The 16,855-nt window shown below is 43.6% G+C and carries 15 protein-coding genes; 3 read left to right on the top strand and 12 right to left on the bottom strand.

The window, feature by feature from the left end:
- Positions 1 to 25: 25 nt before the first annotated feature.
- Both V7K30_RS17555 and V7K30_RS17550 read right to left on the bottom strand, forming a co-directional pair.
- Positions 26 to 265: a type II toxin-antitoxin system RelE/ParE family toxin gene (locus V7K30_RS17555; RefSeq protein ID WP_335001333.1), complete on the bottom strand. Its 240-nt coding sequence runs from the start codon at positions 263 to 265 to the stop codon at positions 26 to 28.
- 14 nt (positions 266 to 279) lie between these two features.
- Positions 280 to 567 carry a type II toxin-antitoxin system Phd/YefM family antitoxin gene (locus tag V7K30_RS17550; RefSeq protein WP_335001331.1) on the bottom strand — a complete coding sequence of 96 codons (288 nt, stop codon included), beginning with the start codon at positions 565 to 567 and terminating at the stop codon, positions 280 to 282.
- A 916-nt stretch (positions 568 to 1,483) separates the two neighbouring features.
- Between V7K30_RS17550 and V7K30_RS17545 the strand changes: the two genes are divergently transcribed.
- Entirely contained in the window at positions 1,484 to 4,009 is a 2,526-nt protein-coding gene (locus tag V7K30_RS17545; RefSeq protein ID WP_335001329.1) for a cyclic nucleotide-binding domain-containing protein, read from the top strand.
- On the opposite strand, the gene V7K30_RS17540 is transcribed toward V7K30_RS17545, so the two are convergent.
- Positions 3,996 to 4,127, bottom strand: coding sequence for a hypothetical protein (locus V7K30_RS17540; RefSeq protein ID WP_335001328.1), 132 nt, complete (start codon positions 4,125 to 4,127; stop codon positions 3,996 to 3,998). The two genes, V7K30_RS17545 and V7K30_RS17540, sit on opposite strands and share 14 nt — an antisense overlap.
- A gap of 155 nt (positions 4,128 to 4,282) precedes the next feature.
- On the opposite strand from V7K30_RS17540, the gene V7K30_RS17535 reads away from it, so the two are divergent.
- Both V7K30_RS17535 and V7K30_RS17530 read left to right on the top strand, forming a co-directional pair.
- Positions 4,283 to 4,621 (top strand): hypothetical protein, encoded by a 339-nt coding sequence (locus tag V7K30_RS17535; protein ID WP_292762480.1) that lies wholly within the window; start codon positions 4,283 to 4,285, stop codon positions 4,619 to 4,621.
- A 97-nt stretch (positions 4,622 to 4,718) separates the two neighbouring features.
- Entirely contained in the window at positions 4,719 to 6,758 is a 2,040-nt protein-coding gene (locus V7K30_RS17530; RefSeq protein WP_335001325.1) for a HEAT repeat domain-containing protein, read from the top strand.
- 184 nt (positions 6,759 to 6,942) lie between these two features.
- On the opposite strand, the gene V7K30_RS17525 is transcribed toward V7K30_RS17530, so the two are convergent.
- The 9 genes from V7K30_RS17525 to V7K30_RS17485 form a co-directional block, all read right to left on the bottom strand.
- Entirely contained in the window at positions 6,943 to 7,683 is a 741-nt protein-coding gene (locus V7K30_RS17525; protein WP_335001323.1) for an SDR family oxidoreductase, read from the bottom strand.
- A 378-nt stretch (positions 7,684 to 8,061) separates the two neighbouring features.
- Positions 8,062 to 8,529, bottom strand: coding sequence for a hypothetical protein (locus tag V7K30_RS17520; RefSeq protein WP_335001321.1), 468 nt, complete (start codon positions 8,527 to 8,529; stop codon positions 8,062 to 8,064).
- 514 nt (positions 8,530 to 9,043) lie between these two features.
- Positions 9,044 to 10,360 carry an efflux RND transporter periplasmic adaptor subunit gene (locus tag V7K30_RS17515; protein ID WP_335001319.1) on the bottom strand — a complete coding sequence of 439 codons (1,317 nt, stop codon included), beginning with the start codon at positions 10,358 to 10,360 and terminating at the stop codon, positions 9,044 to 9,046.
- A gap of 420 nt (positions 10,361 to 10,780) precedes the next feature.
- The gene (locus V7K30_RS17510) at positions 10,781 to 11,596 is read right to left on the bottom strand and encodes a class I SAM-dependent methyltransferase (RefSeq protein ID WP_335001317.1); all 816 of its coding nucleotides are present in this window, start codon (positions 11,594 to 11,596) and stop codon (positions 10,781 to 10,783) included.
- Between the two features lie 43 nt (positions 11,597 to 11,639).
- Positions 11,640 to 11,828 carry a hypothetical protein gene (locus V7K30_RS17505; RefSeq protein ID WP_335001315.1) on the bottom strand — a complete coding sequence of 63 codons (189 nt, stop codon included), beginning with the start codon at positions 11,826 to 11,828 and terminating at the stop codon, positions 11,640 to 11,642.
- A gap of 126 nt (positions 11,829 to 11,954) precedes the next feature.
- Positions 11,955 to 14,045: a glycoside hydrolase family 10 protein gene (locus V7K30_RS17500; protein ID WP_335001313.1), complete on the bottom strand. Its 2,091-nt coding sequence runs from the start codon at positions 14,043 to 14,045 to the stop codon at positions 11,955 to 11,957.
- Positions 14,046 to 14,540: 495 nt separating this feature from the next.
- Positions 14,541 to 15,113, bottom strand: a complete 573-nt coding sequence (locus V7K30_RS17495) for an HdeD family acid-resistance protein (RefSeq protein WP_335001311.1) — start codon at positions 15,111 to 15,113, stop codon at positions 14,541 to 14,543.
- A 184-nt stretch (positions 15,114 to 15,297) separates the two neighbouring features.
- Positions 15,298 to 15,849: an alpha/beta hydrolase gene (locus V7K30_RS17490; RefSeq protein ID WP_335001309.1), complete on the bottom strand. Its 552-nt coding sequence runs from the start codon at positions 15,847 to 15,849 to the stop codon at positions 15,298 to 15,300.
- A gap of 154 nt (positions 15,850 to 16,003) precedes the next feature.
- Complete coding sequence (locus tag V7K30_RS17485; RefSeq protein WP_335001308.1) at positions 16,004 to 16,225, bottom strand: bromodomain-containing protein; 222 nt, start codon at positions 16,223 to 16,225, stop codon at positions 16,004 to 16,006.
- Positions 16,226 to 16,855 lie beyond the last annotated feature (630 nt).

The raw sequence follows: 16,855 nt of genomic DNA, 5'->3' as shown, positions 1-16,855 counted from the left end.
GAAACACACGAAGCACTACAACGGTTTAGTCTTGAATGGTAAAAAGAATTCGGTATACTCCCTTTCCCTTTCCATAAAGGAGTTGCCGTATTTCTTCTTCAAAGGCATCATCAATAGCAGCCAAGGCACATCTAGCCGGAAAGGTATTAAGGGATGCAACAGCGTCATTGATTTCATTTACCCACACTTTTGCTTTTTCTAGTGAGTCGTTCTGACGAATCCACTTTGCTGCTGCGTTGATATCAGCCTTTGCCACTGGAAGCATAATGACTCGCTACTTCATTCTTCATCCAGTGATTTCATTATCTCCTGAAATGCCTCATGAGCCGGCTCTCCTTTTCCTGCTTTCATCTCTTTGAGTGCCGTCTTAACCGCCTCAATAGTCTCAAGCCTTTCAATAAGCTCTAGGAGCTTCTGGTACGATTCCACATCTTGCACAACAAGTTCGGCTTTACCGTTAACGGTCAGCACTATTGGCTGTCCAGTCTCCCGTAGCTGCTCCATAAATTCTGTGGTGTTCCGCTTAAAGTTTGAAAGGGAATTAATACCTTTACTGATATTCAACATCAAACCTCCTATGCACAAAATTTAGTAAAGTTCACTAAATTTGCATCAAATTTAGTTTACGTTTAATCCGAGTGTAATACAAAGGTTTTTAGCTTAGGAATAAGAATTAAATAACATTTATGTCCCTGGCTTACCTCACCCTCAATCCCTCTCCTTATAAAGGAGAGGGAAGTTAGAGACAGGATGAAGTTTTGCATTTTATTTAATCCATATTCTTGTAATTGCAAGAACAAAGATTGCACATTGTATATTAATGCACAACAACTGAACACAAATATTTTGACCGTACCAATTTCAGATTTGAGATTATTTCAGTTCATGCCCACACTGCGCTATGCGCTAAAGCGTCTCCCCTTCTTCCAAAGCTACGGTGTACACACAAGTTATCAGATTACCCAAAAATCTTCTAAAACCTCACCCTGTCCTATCTTTAATCCCTCTCCTTAATAAGGCTACGGTGTACACACAAGTCCTAAAAACCTAGCTTGAATTAGGCTTGACTCGTTCCCATGCTCTGCATGAGGAATGCATTCATTGAGTCTCTGACTCAATATCTGACTGGAGGCAGCAGCCTCTAATCAATCATTCCTAGCTTTGCATGGGAACGAGAGAACAAGGAGAAATGAGAAATCGAGCTTTTTTCGACTTGTGTGTACACCGTAGCCTTAATAAGGAGAGGGACAGGTTTTACTACGTAAAACCTGGGTGAGGTATCTCAGAGGCTATAAGACTTAACTGGAAATTGCGTCACCAAAGACTTGTGTGTACACCGTAGTTTCTCACATTGGCAGAGCCTAGATGCAAGGGAGAAGACCGTACTGCTTCACCAAAATCCAAAATTTAAAATCCAAAATCGTTTGACATCCGCTTTCAGGGATAATTCTGGTTATACAGCAGCCTACACGGAGAACTTAAGATGACATCTCCAGAAACGGTTACATGGCTACAAGAACGGACGACTTTAGGAATTCTCTCACCTGAAGTGTTAAATGCGATCGCACAAGTAATTGAAGAACAAGTAGTGAGTGCCGAAACTGACTTAGTTAGCGAAGGCACTCCTCCAGAAGCCCTTTATATTCTTGTAGAAGGTCAACTCGAAAGCAATACCACCAATGAAACCAACCCAGCATTAGCTTGTGGATTCCTCCCCGGAGCAGTGATTGAACTTCAAGAATTGCTGTTGGCAGAATTAACTCCATTCACAATTACTACAGTAACAGAATGTCATTTGTGGGTTGTACCTGCTGCTAAATTTCGGGAATTAGTCAGCCAATACCCCGAAATTGCTCAGGCTTTTTCTCGTCAATTGGTTCAAGAATTAGCTCAAGTGACATCTGCACTTGGCTATGAACAAGAACGAGCCGTAGCTTTGCGACCATATTTAGTTACCAAAGCGCAACGCGGAATTGTGGGTACAAGTCGCTATGCGGTGCGGCTGCGGGAGCAAATTCGAGAAGCAGCTGCTGACCGCAAATCTGTGGATATTTTTGGAGAACCAGGGTTAGAAAAAGACAACATAGCAGCCCTTATCCACTTTGGTTCTCCAAAACGGCGAGAACCAATTATAAAAGTCAATTGCGGTATTCTCCAAACGAGTGGTGCAGATTTATTCGGTCGCGCTGGCGGTAAACCAGGACTGTTGGAATGGTTGGGAGAAGGTACTTTAGTTTTCAACAATATCCAAGAATTGCCCGAAGAATTATTATCTCCGGTGACGCAGTTGCTCAAAACTGGCACATATACCCCCGTGACTCGTTCGGGAGAATCAGCACCTGAACCTCGTCCCAGTCAAGCCAGAATTTTGATTGTTTCCGAAAAAACTCAGCCAACAATTGAGCGTTCTGTTGGTCACATTATTAAAGTACCGCCGCTCCGAGTGCGGAAAGCTGATGTTCAGGCACAGGTTGAATATTATACTAGTCTCTACATTCGGGCTAGAGGCGTTCCGAAACCGCATATCACCCCAGAAGCTCTGCGTCGCCTCCAGTCCTATGATTTTCCTGGCAACCTCAAAGAATTGAAAAATCTGGTTGAAAGAGCGATCGTGCAAGCGGAAAATGCCAGTGAACTCACAGAAGAAATTTTCTGGCCAGCCGAAACTAAGAAAAAACGATTTCGGGTGAATCTTTTAAATGCCTATCCTCCTTTACGGCGGTTTTTACGTAGTCCCTGGTGGCCCGATCGCATTAACTATGGTTTGACTGCAACAGCTTTTGCGATTATTGTTGCAGTGTTATTTATTGGCCCTCAAACCCGCGATCGCAATTTCGTATTAAATTTCTTTTGGGCTTGGTGGTGGCCTTTCTTCCTATTTCTCTTTCCCTTTTTGGGTCGTGTGTGGTGTTCTGTTTGTCCTTTCATGATTTACGGGGAAATTACCCAAAAGTTATCTCTCTGGCTGTGGCCGCGAAAACTCAAGCGCTGGCCGAGAGAAGAAGCTGAAAAATGGGGCGGATGGTTCATGTTTGGTTTGTTCTCCCTAATTTTCTTATGGGAAGAACTCTGGCATTTAGAAAATACTGCCTATCTTAGCGCTTGTTTGCTACTCTTAATTACCGCCGGGGCGATGATTTTCTCTGCCATTTTTGAGCGACGGTTTTGGTGTAGATATCTCTGCCCCATTGGCGGGATGAATGGTTTATTTGCAAAACTCTCAATGACGGAACTCCGCGCACAGCAAGGGATATGTTCTGCCAGTTGCACCACTTACCAGTGTTATAAAGGTGGGCCGCAAAAGGGCGAAGGCATGGAAACCAATGGATGTCCTTTATACTCCCATCCAGCGCAGTTAGAAGATAACAGAGATTGCGTACTGTGCATGACTTGTCTGAAAGCCTGTCCCCATCGTTCCGTTGAGTTCAACTTGCGTCCCCCTGGAATTGAACTGTGGACAACTCATGTACCTCGCACCTATGAAGTAGCATTATTGTTTTTGCTGTTGGGTGGGATATATCTGCATCGCTTGCCAGAGTTGCAATCTTGGTTGGGCTTACAACTGGATTTAAATCAGTTTTGGCAGCACTTGGGATTATCGCTGCTAGTGTTAATTATCCCAGCGATATTTACCTTTGCGGCTTATGGCTTGCTGCAAGTGTTCAACTTTAACCGTAAGCCTCGCTCATTTGTAGAACTTGCCTATGGCTACCTACCATTAGTTTTGGGGGGAAACTTGGCTCACTATCTGCGTTTGGGCTTAGGCGAAGGTGGGCGGATTTTACCCGTGACCTTTGCTACTCTTGGTTTGAGTGGAGAACAATTGCCAATATTGGTTGCTCACCCGGCTGTGATTGCCTTTTTGCAAGGTGCAACGATAATTTTCTCAGTGTTGCTGACTATGTTATTAACGCAAAAGATTGCCAAGCAACCAGTGCGATCGCTCCTTTGGCAACACCTAGCAGCGATCGCTTTGGGAGTTAGTATGTGGGCGATTATCGTGTTTTGAGCTTCACATCTAGCGATCGCTCCTTATCTCGTTTATCTCCTTTTATCTCGTTTCCAGGTTCTACCTGGAAATGCACCTCATTGCGGCTCTGCCGCTTTTGTGGGAGGCAGAGCCTCATTTTAGGCATTCCTAGTCAGAGACTAGGAACGAGGAATTTATAAATCGCCTGGGCTAGATGCAAAATGTGATTTAAAAACATTCTTCCCTACGAACGTGATACAAAATACTCATATGATTTATGATTTTTTGCTCATAGTGTAAGGATTACAGATAATGCACGTTCTAAAAAGATCCATCAAACCAGCAACCTATATATCATTCCTCCACATTTACCAAACGACTTGGGGGACTGCTGGTGATATTTGTTTAATCCGGGAATCTGTAGCTAATGATAGTACAGCGAAGTTTGTCGGGCACAAAATCGAGTTAGCAATTCCAAAAGGGCTGGAGCGCGATCGCATCGCCAACTGTCCGATAATCAAAGTTGCAGGTAATGTCGGCGACGGACATCCGAAAGAGCATCCCTTGGAATGGGAGGCTTATGAAGGTGTAGATCCAGAAATAGCTCTAGCGGCTCTCAAACCTTGGGGCTTCAAGTTAATTGAACTATAATGTGGCGATTTGATCAGCTCAACTCGCTGACACATAGCTGATTACGTTAGCGCAGTGTTAGCGAGTATTCGAGGCTGATTACGAATTGGCCTCAACCATGCTTAAGCATCTACACCAAATTACAAAGCGATGTCTACGACGGGCTACGCCTACGCCTTTTTTCCTTTTTCCCTTTATCCTGCTGTTGACTCTCTTCCTCGCCCTGGCTGGGGTAAGCGCGAAAGAGTCGCCTAAGCCCAAACCGGAGGCTTGGCAGATTAACGGTATCGTTGCTGCCTTTGATGATGGATATGACAATGTAAAGAAACTCGCTTTTGAAAAATTCAATAAATATGATCTAAAAAATTTGAAATCGGTGATTTACAAACCAGAGGATATTGCTCAGAAGGTTGCCAAAATCCTCAAGGATAAATCCGTTGACTCTACTCTTCGTTCCGGTGCAGCAGTGGCGTTGGAAAATCTGGGGGAGACAGCCAAACCCTACGTCAAAGACATCCTCGACTTCCTCAAGGATAAATCCCTTGACTCTACTCCTCGTTACGATGCAGCAGTGGCGTTGGGAAATCTGGGGGAGACAGCCAAACCCTACGTCAAAGACATCCTCGACATCCTCAAGAATAAATCCATTGACTCCGATGTTCGTAAAGGTGCAGCAGAGGGATTAGGAAATCTGGGAAAGGCAGCCAAACCCTACGTCAAAGACATCCTCGACATCCTCAAGGATAAAACCATTGACTCCGATGTTCGTTACGATGCAGCAGTGGCATTGGCAAATCTGGGGGAGATAGCCAAACCCTACATCAAAGACATTCTCGACTTCCTCAAGGATAAATCCGTTGACTCATATGTTCGTTCCCGTGCAGCAGAAAGATTGGGAAATCTGGGGGAGGCAGCCAAACCCTACATCAAAGACATCCTCGACTTCCTCAAGGATAAAACCGTTGATCCCGATATTCGTTCTCATGCAGCAGAGGGATTGGGAAATCTGGGGGGAGCAGTCAAACCCTACATCAAAGACATCCTCGACATCCTCAAGGATAAAACCGTTGATCCCGATGTTAGTAGAGGTACAGCAGGGGGATTGACAAATCTGGGGGAAGCAGCCAAACCCTACGCCAAAGACATCCTCGACTTCCTCAAGGATAAAACCGTTGACCCCTATGTTCGTAAAGATGCAGCTTATGCATTGGCCAATTTGGGGGAGACAGCTAAACCCTACCTCAAAGACATTCTCGACTTCCTCAAAGATAAATCCGTTGACCCCCATGCTCGTTCCGTTGCAGCTTATGAATTGGCAAATCTGGGGGAGGCAACCAAACCCTATCTCAAAGACATGCTCGACATCCTCAAGGATAAAACCGTTGACTTTACTGTTCGTAGAGGTGCAGCAGAGGCATTAAGAAATCTGGGGGAGGCAGCCAAACCCTGCGTCAAAGACATCCTCGACTTCCTCAAGGATAAAACCGTTGAGGACTCTCTTCGTTTAGGTGCAGCTTATGAATTGGCAAATCTGGGGGAGACAGCCAAACCCTACGTCAAAGACATCCTCGACTTCCTCAAGGATAAAACCGTGAACCTCTTTGTTCGTAGAGGTGCAGCAGAGGGATTGGTAAATCTGGGGAAGGCAGCCAAACCCTACGTCAAAGACATCCTCGACTTCCTCAAGGATAAAACCATTGACGACTCTCTTCGTTCTCGTGCAGCTGCTGGATTGTGGAATATAGAACAATTCAACCTGAATAATCTTGTAGTAATTCTGGATAGCATCTATTACGCAGGTAAATCAGAATTTGCACAGTGGCGATTTTTGACATATTTCCTGGGTGGTGGCACTGATGAAGTCAAAACACTGCTCACATGGCTGGGTTTTCCTGAGACTAAAACGATTCCGGCTCAATTGAGTCATGAGCAAGGTGACAAAACTCTCAAAATCTTTGCTCAAGCCTGGGAAGCGAGTCAAGATTTTGCACGATTACGGCAAGACTTAGCAAAGCAAATTGCTGTAGTTGCGAGAAAAGTCTCTTGGAAACCACAAGATATTCTCATCCTAGAAACTCACTACAAAAACCTCAAAAATGCCGGATATAGCGAAGCTGATTCCCTGCAATCAGTAATAGTTAATCTCAAGGGTCAGTAGTGGTTTTTCAACGCCAGAATGATGATTTTAATTCACGCTGCCTTTTGGCTTCTCCTCATCTTCGCTTACCCCAAATTTCCCCAAGTCCAAGCCATCTTCTTCTGGAACCCTTGGGTTAGGCGCATCTTAGGCGTGGGCTACCTCGACTTTCTCCAAGTCCCTTATTAGGAGAGCTTTGATCATCTCACGCGATTCCACCGTTTACACGGATGTTTTGCCCAGTGATCCACCTGGCTTCGTCGCTAGCGAGAAATGCTACTACGTCGGCGATTTCTTGCACCTCTCCCAGTTTGCCAAAAGCAGCCATTTGGGCTAAATGATCTATCTGTTCTTGTGTTTTGCCTTCTCGGAATAGTTCTGTATCGGTGGGGCCAGGAGAAATAACATTGACTGCGATCGCTTTTGCACCCAATTCTTTAGCTAGTACCCGCGTGATTTGTTCAACAGCACCCTTGGTTGCTACATAGGCACTATAAGTTGGCAGCATCATCACCGTAGTTGATGAGGAAAAGTTGATAATCCGTCCCCCTTCTGCCATGTGTTGCGCGGCTTGTTGGCAAGTAAAAAAAGTGCCTTTGACATTAATGGCAAAAATTGCGTCGAAATCTTCTTCTGTCACCTGAGTAATTGGCTTATAGAAGGCGATTCCGGCATTGTTGACTAAAATATCGACTTTACCAAAACGTTCCAGTGTTTGCTGAAATAACCGTTGGATGTCAGGTATTTTGCTAATATCAGCTTGGATAGCGATCGCCTCTACTCCCAACTTTTCAATTTCCGCAACAACTTCCTGTGCTTTGCCTGCATTACCCGCATAGTTAACGACAACAGATGCGCCGTTACCAGCTAACTTCAGTGCAATGGCTCGTCCAATTCCCCGCGATGCACCAGTGATAATTGCAACTTTTCCGGCTATTGATGCCATAGATTAATCTGGTTTTATTTTGGTTCACCAAAGTAATTATCTGCTGTTCAAGTACTGTACCAAAATTAAATTTAGCGATCGCTGGTAGAATACCAACTTCATTTAAGCCAAAATCCCGCCAGCGACTTCAAGTAACCGTCATCGAAGAGGAAAAGAGGGGGCAGTGGAGAAGACCTCATAAATAAATTTAGTTGCTCTGAAACCCTTGATTGCTGGGGAATTCCAGAATCTTTCTCCCCCTGCCTCCTGCTCCCCTGCCCCTTTTCCTCTTCTTTGACGCAGGTATTGTCTTGACCATAGTCTACAAACATCTTTTATAAGTTGTCTGTCTTTGTTAACCAAAAGCTTATCTGGTTTATCATATCTGCGGAGATTAAATTATTTTAAGAAGGGATTTTCTGGACTTCTCCCGAATTGAAGATCTGTTGGACTTAGCGGCAATTCAGTCGGACATGTTGGCTGAGATAAGAGTGTTCCATTAAATGTAAAAGTAGTACCATTGGAATTCATCGCATTACCACTTATCGTCCGATCTGGAACAAAGTCTCCTTGTACTTCACCGTTAAGTGCAATACTTACTAATGGTGAAGGTGGTTTTGTGACTGCTTGCCAATTTGTCTCATTGTTAGAAGTGGTATAAGTAGCATTTTGTCCAAGAAAGCGTAGGATACCGTTGGAGTCAAATTCAAAACAAGCAGTAAAATTATCTCTCAGACTCGAATTAACATTGACATTGTAGCTTTTGCCCTGCACTCCAGCTTGTACTGGCGCAGCAAACAACATTATCTGTCCAAGTAAACAAGTTAAAACTAAACCACGTTTAGATTGGATGATTTGCACTGACATAATTGTTTATCTCCTTTACATAATCAAGTAATTGACCTTTACCCGTTGGTGACAAGTTAAGATCATTAAGCATTTAATTAAGATCATTAACCATTTAGTTAAGGTCATTAACCATTTGTCAATAAGTAATGGTGCTTAAAATTAAGTCAAAATAGAGGTTGGAAACACAAATTTTCAACCGGCGATGCATACTGCGGGATACGCCTACGCATCATATTTAAAATCATCGTTCATTTTTGTCCTAAAAGTTTAATTAGATACTCAATAGTATGGATAATTTACAGCGTAATCACTATTAACAAAACGAATTATATCTTAAACTGTCACCAATACTTTCCTTTTAGGAGAAAGGAATAAAAGTGAGGTCAGAGTGTATTGCATACATAGAGGTATAGCGGCTACTCTACGAGTTCTCCAACGGAGTACCCGCAGGGTAGGAGCGATCGCTATAGTTAACGCTCTTAGATGGAGATTGGTAGAAGACAAGATTGAGACTTCTCTCTACTCCCCTTAATTAAGATTCTGGAACGATCGCAACACCATCCATGATATTAAGCAACCCTGAGATAATAACTTTATCTTCTGGCTGTAATCCTTCAATAACTTGGTAATTATTACCTTTGATCTCGCCTAGCTTCACTCGCCTTTGCCGAGCTACTTGTTGGGATACACCTTGGGGAGATTTTTCTGTTTCAACTATATAAACAAAAGTGTCCCCAGCGATACGAGTCATTGCTGTTGTGGGGATTAAAACTCCGGGACGCTGATTCCAGAACACTCTAGCCCTTACCAATTGATCTGCGCGTAGCTGACCGTTAGGGTTGTTAAAAAGTGCTTTGATCAGTATTCCTTGAGTTTCATTACTGGCATTAGGTGCAATAAAAAATACCCTACTTCTACCAAGCTTCTGACCTTGTGTGTTCATCACCTCCACTGGCATTCCTTTACGCAATTGGGGCCCTTGCTGTAGTGGCACAGAGATGTTAACTACTAAAGGTCGATTTTGCGTGAGATTAACTAATTGTGTGGAAGTATTAACTAAATCACCTACTTTCACGGCGATGTTGCCAACTGTGCCACCAAAGGGAGCGGTAATTTTGTCAGACTGGAGTGGGACTTGTTGTTTTGGAATATTTACATTAGCTTGCTGCAAGGCTTTTTCAGCCTGCAATATAGTGGCTCGTTGTGCTTGAATCCTGGAATCAATTGCATCAAGACTAGTTTTAGCAGTGGCGAGTCTATCAGCATATTGATTGCTAGTCTGTCGAGACACGGCTCCTTCCTCAGCTAGGGTGACAAACTTTTCGTAGTTCTGCTGGTACAATTGCACATTTGCAACGTAGGATGGTCGTTGTGCTTCCAGATAATTGAGTGTAGCGCGGGCATTTGCCAGTTGCATTAAAAATGCTTGAGGCACACCATTCCTAAGAGCGATCGCTGCTTGTGGCGTAGAATCTACTTGGAGAATTGCCGCTCCTTCACCGACTGAATCTCCCGATTTGACTAATATCTGGGTAACTTGGCCCTGAATCCTCGCCTGGAGTATGACTGAGCGCTGGGACTTGAGGCTAGCAATAAAATCTGAACTTTCCTCAATTAGGCCGCTTTGTACTGTCGATATTTTGACTCTTACCCCTAGAGGTGGAGCATTAGCAGTTGAAGGTGCTGAATTTTGCGGAGTGAGCAAACGCCAAACTATAGCTGCTCCGCCCCCTAATAATAGTAGTGCAGGTAAAAATAACCAAAGCCACCGCCGTTTTCCAGAAGGTGGCTCAAATGAGCTTTGTGGAGGTTTGTCTCCAAAATCAGTTTGAGGCTCAGGGGATGTCATGGCTGATGAGGGACTTAAGGAATAAATTAACTAGAATTCAATCAAAATTGCATCTGTTGATATTGAAATTACTGATTTGGTACGAGGTTTTGTGGCACATTATGTGTTACACCATCCAAATATACAGTTTTGATCATTCTGTCTAAATCTACCCAAAGGTGAATCCCTAATTTTCCATCCAGTTATCATGGACAAGCTTTGGTGATGCTGGCATACCCATGATTCCACCGCCCAAAGTCGGTAATCTACCTGAGTCAATATGTAAATTAATCATACAGCTAGTTGACTGTAGCTCAATCCTTTAGAGTCTTTTTGTCAGTCTTCCGATTAGAGAATGAAATAATGTTAGTAATTTATATTGGCGATTGAGGTTAAATAATTGATTCTGCTAATACGCGATCGCGGGTTGCTTGATACAGCTTATCCATCTTTTCGGGCAACGTGAACAGCAGAAAGAAACGAGAGGTGTACACTGTCTCCAAAGTTCCTCAGCTTTTCCCGCAATCCTGCAAATAGCAACTCCTTCGCCTTTGGCTCCAGTCTCCTATAGGTACTTAATAGCTTAAGGTAGTCATCGATGCTGTACGTAACCTCACACGCGATTTGCTCACTAGCCAACTCCTTAAAATAACCAGAGTCTAGAATGTCTTGTTCAAACCCTCTCAAAATTTCCGCTTGAGTTTCGGCACCTTCATACCGGACAAATAAGGGAGCATAGGCTTGATACACTTCCTCGATCGCTTGGTAAACTTCGTATTTCGGTTCAGCGCTCAAATTCCATAGCAGGATGAGAAACCCGTTGTCGCGTAATGCCGTCGCTGCCTTGGCATATCGAATCTCTGACGGTATCCAGTGAAAGGCATTAGCAGATAGAACGGCATTGAACTGTTTTGCCTCCAATTCCCACTCCTCAAATGAGGTGTTGTGGATTGCAACGTTTGGATAGGTTGCACAGTTGCGTTGTACCAAATGACAAAAATCTTGGTTTGGCTCAAGACACGTCATTGAAAAACCAAATTGAGCAAAAGCTACCGTCGCATTTCCTGGACCACAACCAACCTCAAGAATCGATGCATCTGAGTCAAGTTGGGCTAAAGCGACAGACCGATCGATTAGTTCCTTTGGATAGTGCGGTCTTGCGTTGTAATAAACATCAGCAACGGGAGAATACCAATTCCTTCGCTGTTCTAAATTCATAGAAGCTCTGGCATTTATTTCTTGTCTAGAGTCTTGCATAAGCTAGTTTTGGCCACTCAATGGTTCAAATCACACTAATTGTTCAACTATATAACTGTAATAACTGTTCCCACACTCTCATTCGCCAATCTATCCACTGCACACACGGCATAGGTTCCCGCTTGTTGGACGGTAGCGAAGGTTGTGCCAGCAGACAAAAATCGCCCAATTGTCCAAGTAGGTTGGGTTGAGGAACGAAACCCAACATTTTGCGGGGTTTGTTGGGTTTCACTCCGTTCAACCCAACCTACAAATATTCTTAACCGAGCAGTATTGTGTCCACTGCTACATCAAAAAAAGTCTTACATCAGGTCATGTAAATTGATTTTTTATGGCTTGTGAGAAATCCGGGTTTTGTTTAACTCACTGTAATAACTGTTCCCACACTCTCATTCGCTAATCTATCCACCGCACACACGGCATAGGTTCCCGCTTGTTGGACGGTAGCGAAGGTTGTGCCAGCAGACAAAATTCGCCCAATTGTCCAAGTATCGCCAGTTTGTCGATAAAGTGTCCAAGAACGAACTGGCTGATTATCTCCGGGCTGCCAACTTAGTTTGCGGTTATTGACTTGTAGTCCAATGGGTGGAGGGGGTGGTGTTGTATCCTGCCAAGACAAAGTGGGCGGTAGCGCAGGTTTGTTATAAAGCAGACTTTGGAATTTATCAGCAATGCCCTGACTATTTTCTGTCAAAACACCGAGATTAAAGAAGATATTCCCCAGTGACAACTGTCCAGCTTGGCTACGACTAATTTTCACCTGCTTTTCAATCTCGTCACTCTCCCGACTCTTGTTGCTTGGTTCTGTCAGATTGTTACCAGCGTAAACGTGTCTTTGCTTTGTATTTACCTGTGTCCACCACTTTAGCAACGCCGAATAACTTTGTTGTGGTTGGTCTGTGCGCCAGTAAAGTTGAGGAGCAATATAATCAATCCAGCCTTCTTCTAACCATTTCTTCGAGTCGGCATACAGCACATTGTAAGCATCCAACCCAGTAATCCCAGCAGGTTGTCCGGGGCGATAAATCCCAAAGGGACTAATCCCAAATTTAACGTCGGGTTTGGTTGTTTTAATTCCCTGGTAGAGGCGCTGTACCATTTTGTTAACATTGTCCCGTCGCCAGTCGCCAAGGCTGAGTGTACCACCGACTGCCTTATATGCAGCGTAGGTTTTGTCATCGGGGAAAGACTGTCCCTCGATGGGATATGGATAGAAATAATCATCTAAGTGAATGCCATCAACATCGTAGCGCTTCACTACGTCGATAATTACGTTGTAAGCTCTGTCCTGAACTATTTTCAGTCCTGGGTCCATCCAGCGTTGAGTTTTCCACAAATAAACGCTTTCTGGATTGGTAGCTGCTATGTGGGGACGGACAGTTTTGGCTGGGTCGGTGGAAGTACTAGCGCGGTAGGGGTTAAACCAAGCATGAAGTTCAATATTGCGTTTGTGACATTCTGCGATCGCAAACGCTAAAGGATCATAAAATGGTTCTGGTGCTTCACCCTGAGTTCCTGTAATCCAAGCACTCCAAGGCTCTAATTTGGATTCATATAAAGCATCTCCCTCTGGTCGTACCTGGAAGATCAAGGCATTGAAGTTTAGCGCTTGTAATTTAGTAGTAATCTCGGTGAGTTCGGCTTTTTGTTCGGCAACAGAAAGTCCAGCTTTGGAAGGCCAATCACCATTCCATACAGATACCACCCATGCCCCCCGGAATTCCCGGCTATGATTTACCCTAACGCTACCGACAGGTGTCGGCGTTGGCGTTGGCATTGGTATCGGCGTTGGTATCGGTGTGGGTATTGGCGTTGGTATTGGTGTCGGTGTCAGTATTGGCGGCTGCACGAGGTAACTAGAGGCAATTTTTTCTGCCTTACCTAAATACACCAAAGCTTGATAAATAATCACTGCCACATCTGCACGGGTGGCGGCAAGATTGGGATTGAGTAATTTCACATTTGGGAAACTAACCACCATTCCAGCGCTGGTGGCAATAGCTATGTGATTTCTACCATACTCAGGAATCTGAATAGAATCTTGATAAATTTGTGGGAGTTGTGAGAGGAGGTCAGGTTTTACCTTGGTGGCAATTTCTAAGCCTCCTACCAAAGAAACTAAGACTTCTACTCTAGTAATTCGGTTAGCGGAACGGAAACTTTTATCAGGAAACCCGCTAATAAATGCTTTTTCGTAAGCTGCTTGAATGGCGGCTGCTGCCCAATAATTCGTGGGTACATCAACAAAGGGAACATACTGCCGCTTCTTGGAAACTGTCCCAAATGCGTTGGCGATGATGGCGGCAAATTCAGCGCGGGTGACTGAGTTATCGGGGCGATACGTGCCATTAGGCGACCCACTAACAATACTACGTTGGGCTAAGGCTGTAATAAATGAGCGTGCCCAATGGTTTTGGATATCCGAGAAGGGAGTAGCAATAGATACCATTGTTGATTGCAGCTAGCTGGCCTTGATTTTTATTTCCTTAGTTAATTTAGCAATTTTGTTGGCGTAGGCATCGCTGCTGCAATATCTTATAAACTTTGACTCTTGAAGTTTGGGCATGGGGCACTTGTACTGAGCGACTTGTGCCGAGCGGAGCCTAGGTAAGTCGTTGGCGCAGCCTCTCGTAGAGAAGTATTGGGCATTGGTAATTGCTTTTTTCTATTCCTTATTCCCCATGCCCCATCTACTAAGTACAGTTTTGGGTAAAAGGTAGGGTTTTTAATGCAGAGGAACGCATTAACATTGCATCGGGATACATTCACAATGCGGCCGACGCATTAACATTGTATTGGGATGCATTGGCATTGCAAGGGGACGCATTCACAATGCAGCCGACACATTAACATTGTATTGGGATGCATTGGCATTGCAGTGCGATGCATTAACATTGCAACGTATTGCCAAATTTAATTCGCTACGAATTAATGAAATGCTGTACTAAGTCGCTTTTGCAGTTTGGTCAGAAGGATTCGAGGTAGAACGCGCATTCAACGCCAGCATCACACGGGAAATGCCAGTGAAAATAATGCTGATCCCAACTAGTGTTCCAATAAGCCAGGGTGCATTGAAGGGCCACTGGAACCAAATCATTGCGCCTAAGACCAGCGTAATAATGCCATCACTTAGTATCCACGTCCAGTTTTGTTGCGGACGTAACTGAAATGCCAGAATTAACTCGAATGTGCCTTCAGTCAGCAAAAAGGTACCAAGCAACAGAGTTAGTGTGAGCACACCTGTAAAAGGATAAACAAACAACATCACGCCCGTTGCAATATAGAGTCCGCTCAATAGAAGTTTCCAAATAAAACCTCCGCGATCGCGGGTTTGAGTGGCATAAACTAGTTTTGTAAATCCGGCGAAAATCAAAATCCCTGCAATCCAAGTTTCGGCGAATATGGTGGTGAAATTAGGCACTGCGATCGCAACAACACCCAAAATACTCAGCAGAACACCAGTTATCAGCGACCCATTAACATCCTTCTTTATATCTCTAGAAACATCGGTTGTCATACAAATTTTTTCCTATTCTTAGACTCAACTCTACATTTAGATTAGGGAATTTCTAAGTAATAGGGTATGAACCCTAAGATAGACTAATTAGTATTAACTTAATCCTGCTCATGACTAAAATTCACGACTATCGATGCACCAAACCAATCATCTGATGACAACTATATTGTCTCTAATGTAACCCTCATAGGAGTTCTGCAAGATTGCTTAGGCGTTTATAAACAGATATGAGACGATCTCCTTCAAGTTCAACAGAAGTATTTGGATAATTCTGAATGGCTCCAAGCAGTGTAACTTCACCATTTTGTTTAATAGATGCACTTAAAGCGCTCCGTAGCGCCTGCTGATCTAGTTGTCCTGTGGGAGGGTGAACTACCTCACCAATTTGGTCAACCAAAATCGGCCCTGCCCAGCTAGACAGTAAACTATTTAAAAAAGCAGGATCGGCTTTTATTGGGGCTTTCAGTGCCTTACGAGCTATTGCGGGGTCTTGTTGGGCCGCCTGCAAATAAGCCGTTAACGTCGGCGTAGTCTTGCCAGTTTCTGTAAACTGACTTAATTCTTGAACAGATATTTGCCCCTGAAAACTACCATACTTTAAAACAACTTGCTCGGCAGCATTAGCATTAGTACTTGAGAGTAGAACTATAGCACCTACGCCTAAAGCTACTGTTTGAGTAAGTAACTTAGTGGATTTTCTATTGTTTAATCGATTGAAAAGTTGATAAATCTGCATTTTGTCGAATTTTATAATGGTGCGGAGCGTACATAGGCACAAAATGCCCAAGCGTTATATTATTTCACGAAATTCCTGCTACGGATACATGATCAGGGACATACATCTGTACGCCCCTACAGCCAATTTGTTGCAAAGATTTTTGGAAATGGTGTTAGTATGGAAAGTTTTCATCAGGCGAAGCTGCATGAGGTAGTATTGACTTCTCTTCGTCTAAGGTTGGTGCAGGTATGCCCAAATGCTTCCTTGCAGATTCTTCAGCTAGCTTTCGGTCTTGATCGTTCTCGAACTGACTCTCATCTAACAAATAAGGGTTTTTTGCCGCTTCATCTCGGCTTGGTCGATAGCCATTTTTCCACCTGTACTTCCAGTCCATAAATTGAAAGGCAGATATACTGCAATTTGATTTCCTAGTTCTCCATAGTAGGCACTTGATGAGAAATGATCCTCCTGCTATAGGTTGAAAAGGCTCATTCCGAGGGTACAAATTTAACATTATCTTAGAGTAAGAATACTCCAGAACCCTAATTTAAAGGCAATCATGAGTTGCGATCGCAAATATAATAACTCTTGTTGTGTCAAAAAAAGGGGATTTTGCCCCGTGCTTAAGGTAGGCAAACTTTCGCCACAATGTACTAGCTAGTAACAATTCCGGTCTGGATTGTCGTGAAGAAAAAATTTGCCAAGATGCAGTAAAGGCGCACATCTGTGCGCCCCTACACTATAGTTTAATTACCTGAAAATTACTGTAAAGAAAGGGTGGGTTAATTTTTGCAAATCGAAACAATCGCATTGCAGATCGGGATCTTCCTATTAATTGATCCCACATTCCACAGGTGCGATCGCGTAATATTGTATTTTTGAAGTATAACAACTTCACCATTAGAGATTAAGGTACAGGATATTAGACCTCTTGCAAAAATAATTCATGGTGCAATAGGAGGTTTTAAAAATATGCTTTCTATCTCAATCAGACATACCAATGAGGTAACAGAGGTTCTCCGTT

Origin of the sequence: Nostoc sp. (genome assembly GCF_036917655.1) — a bacterium.
In the GTDB taxonomy this organism is placed as follows: Bacteria; Cyanobacteriota; Cyanobacteriia; order Cyanobacteriales; family Nostocaceae; genus Nostoc.
The sequence above is the reverse complement of the archived record's forward strand: the minus strand, read 5'-3'. Positions and strand labels throughout refer to the sequence as shown.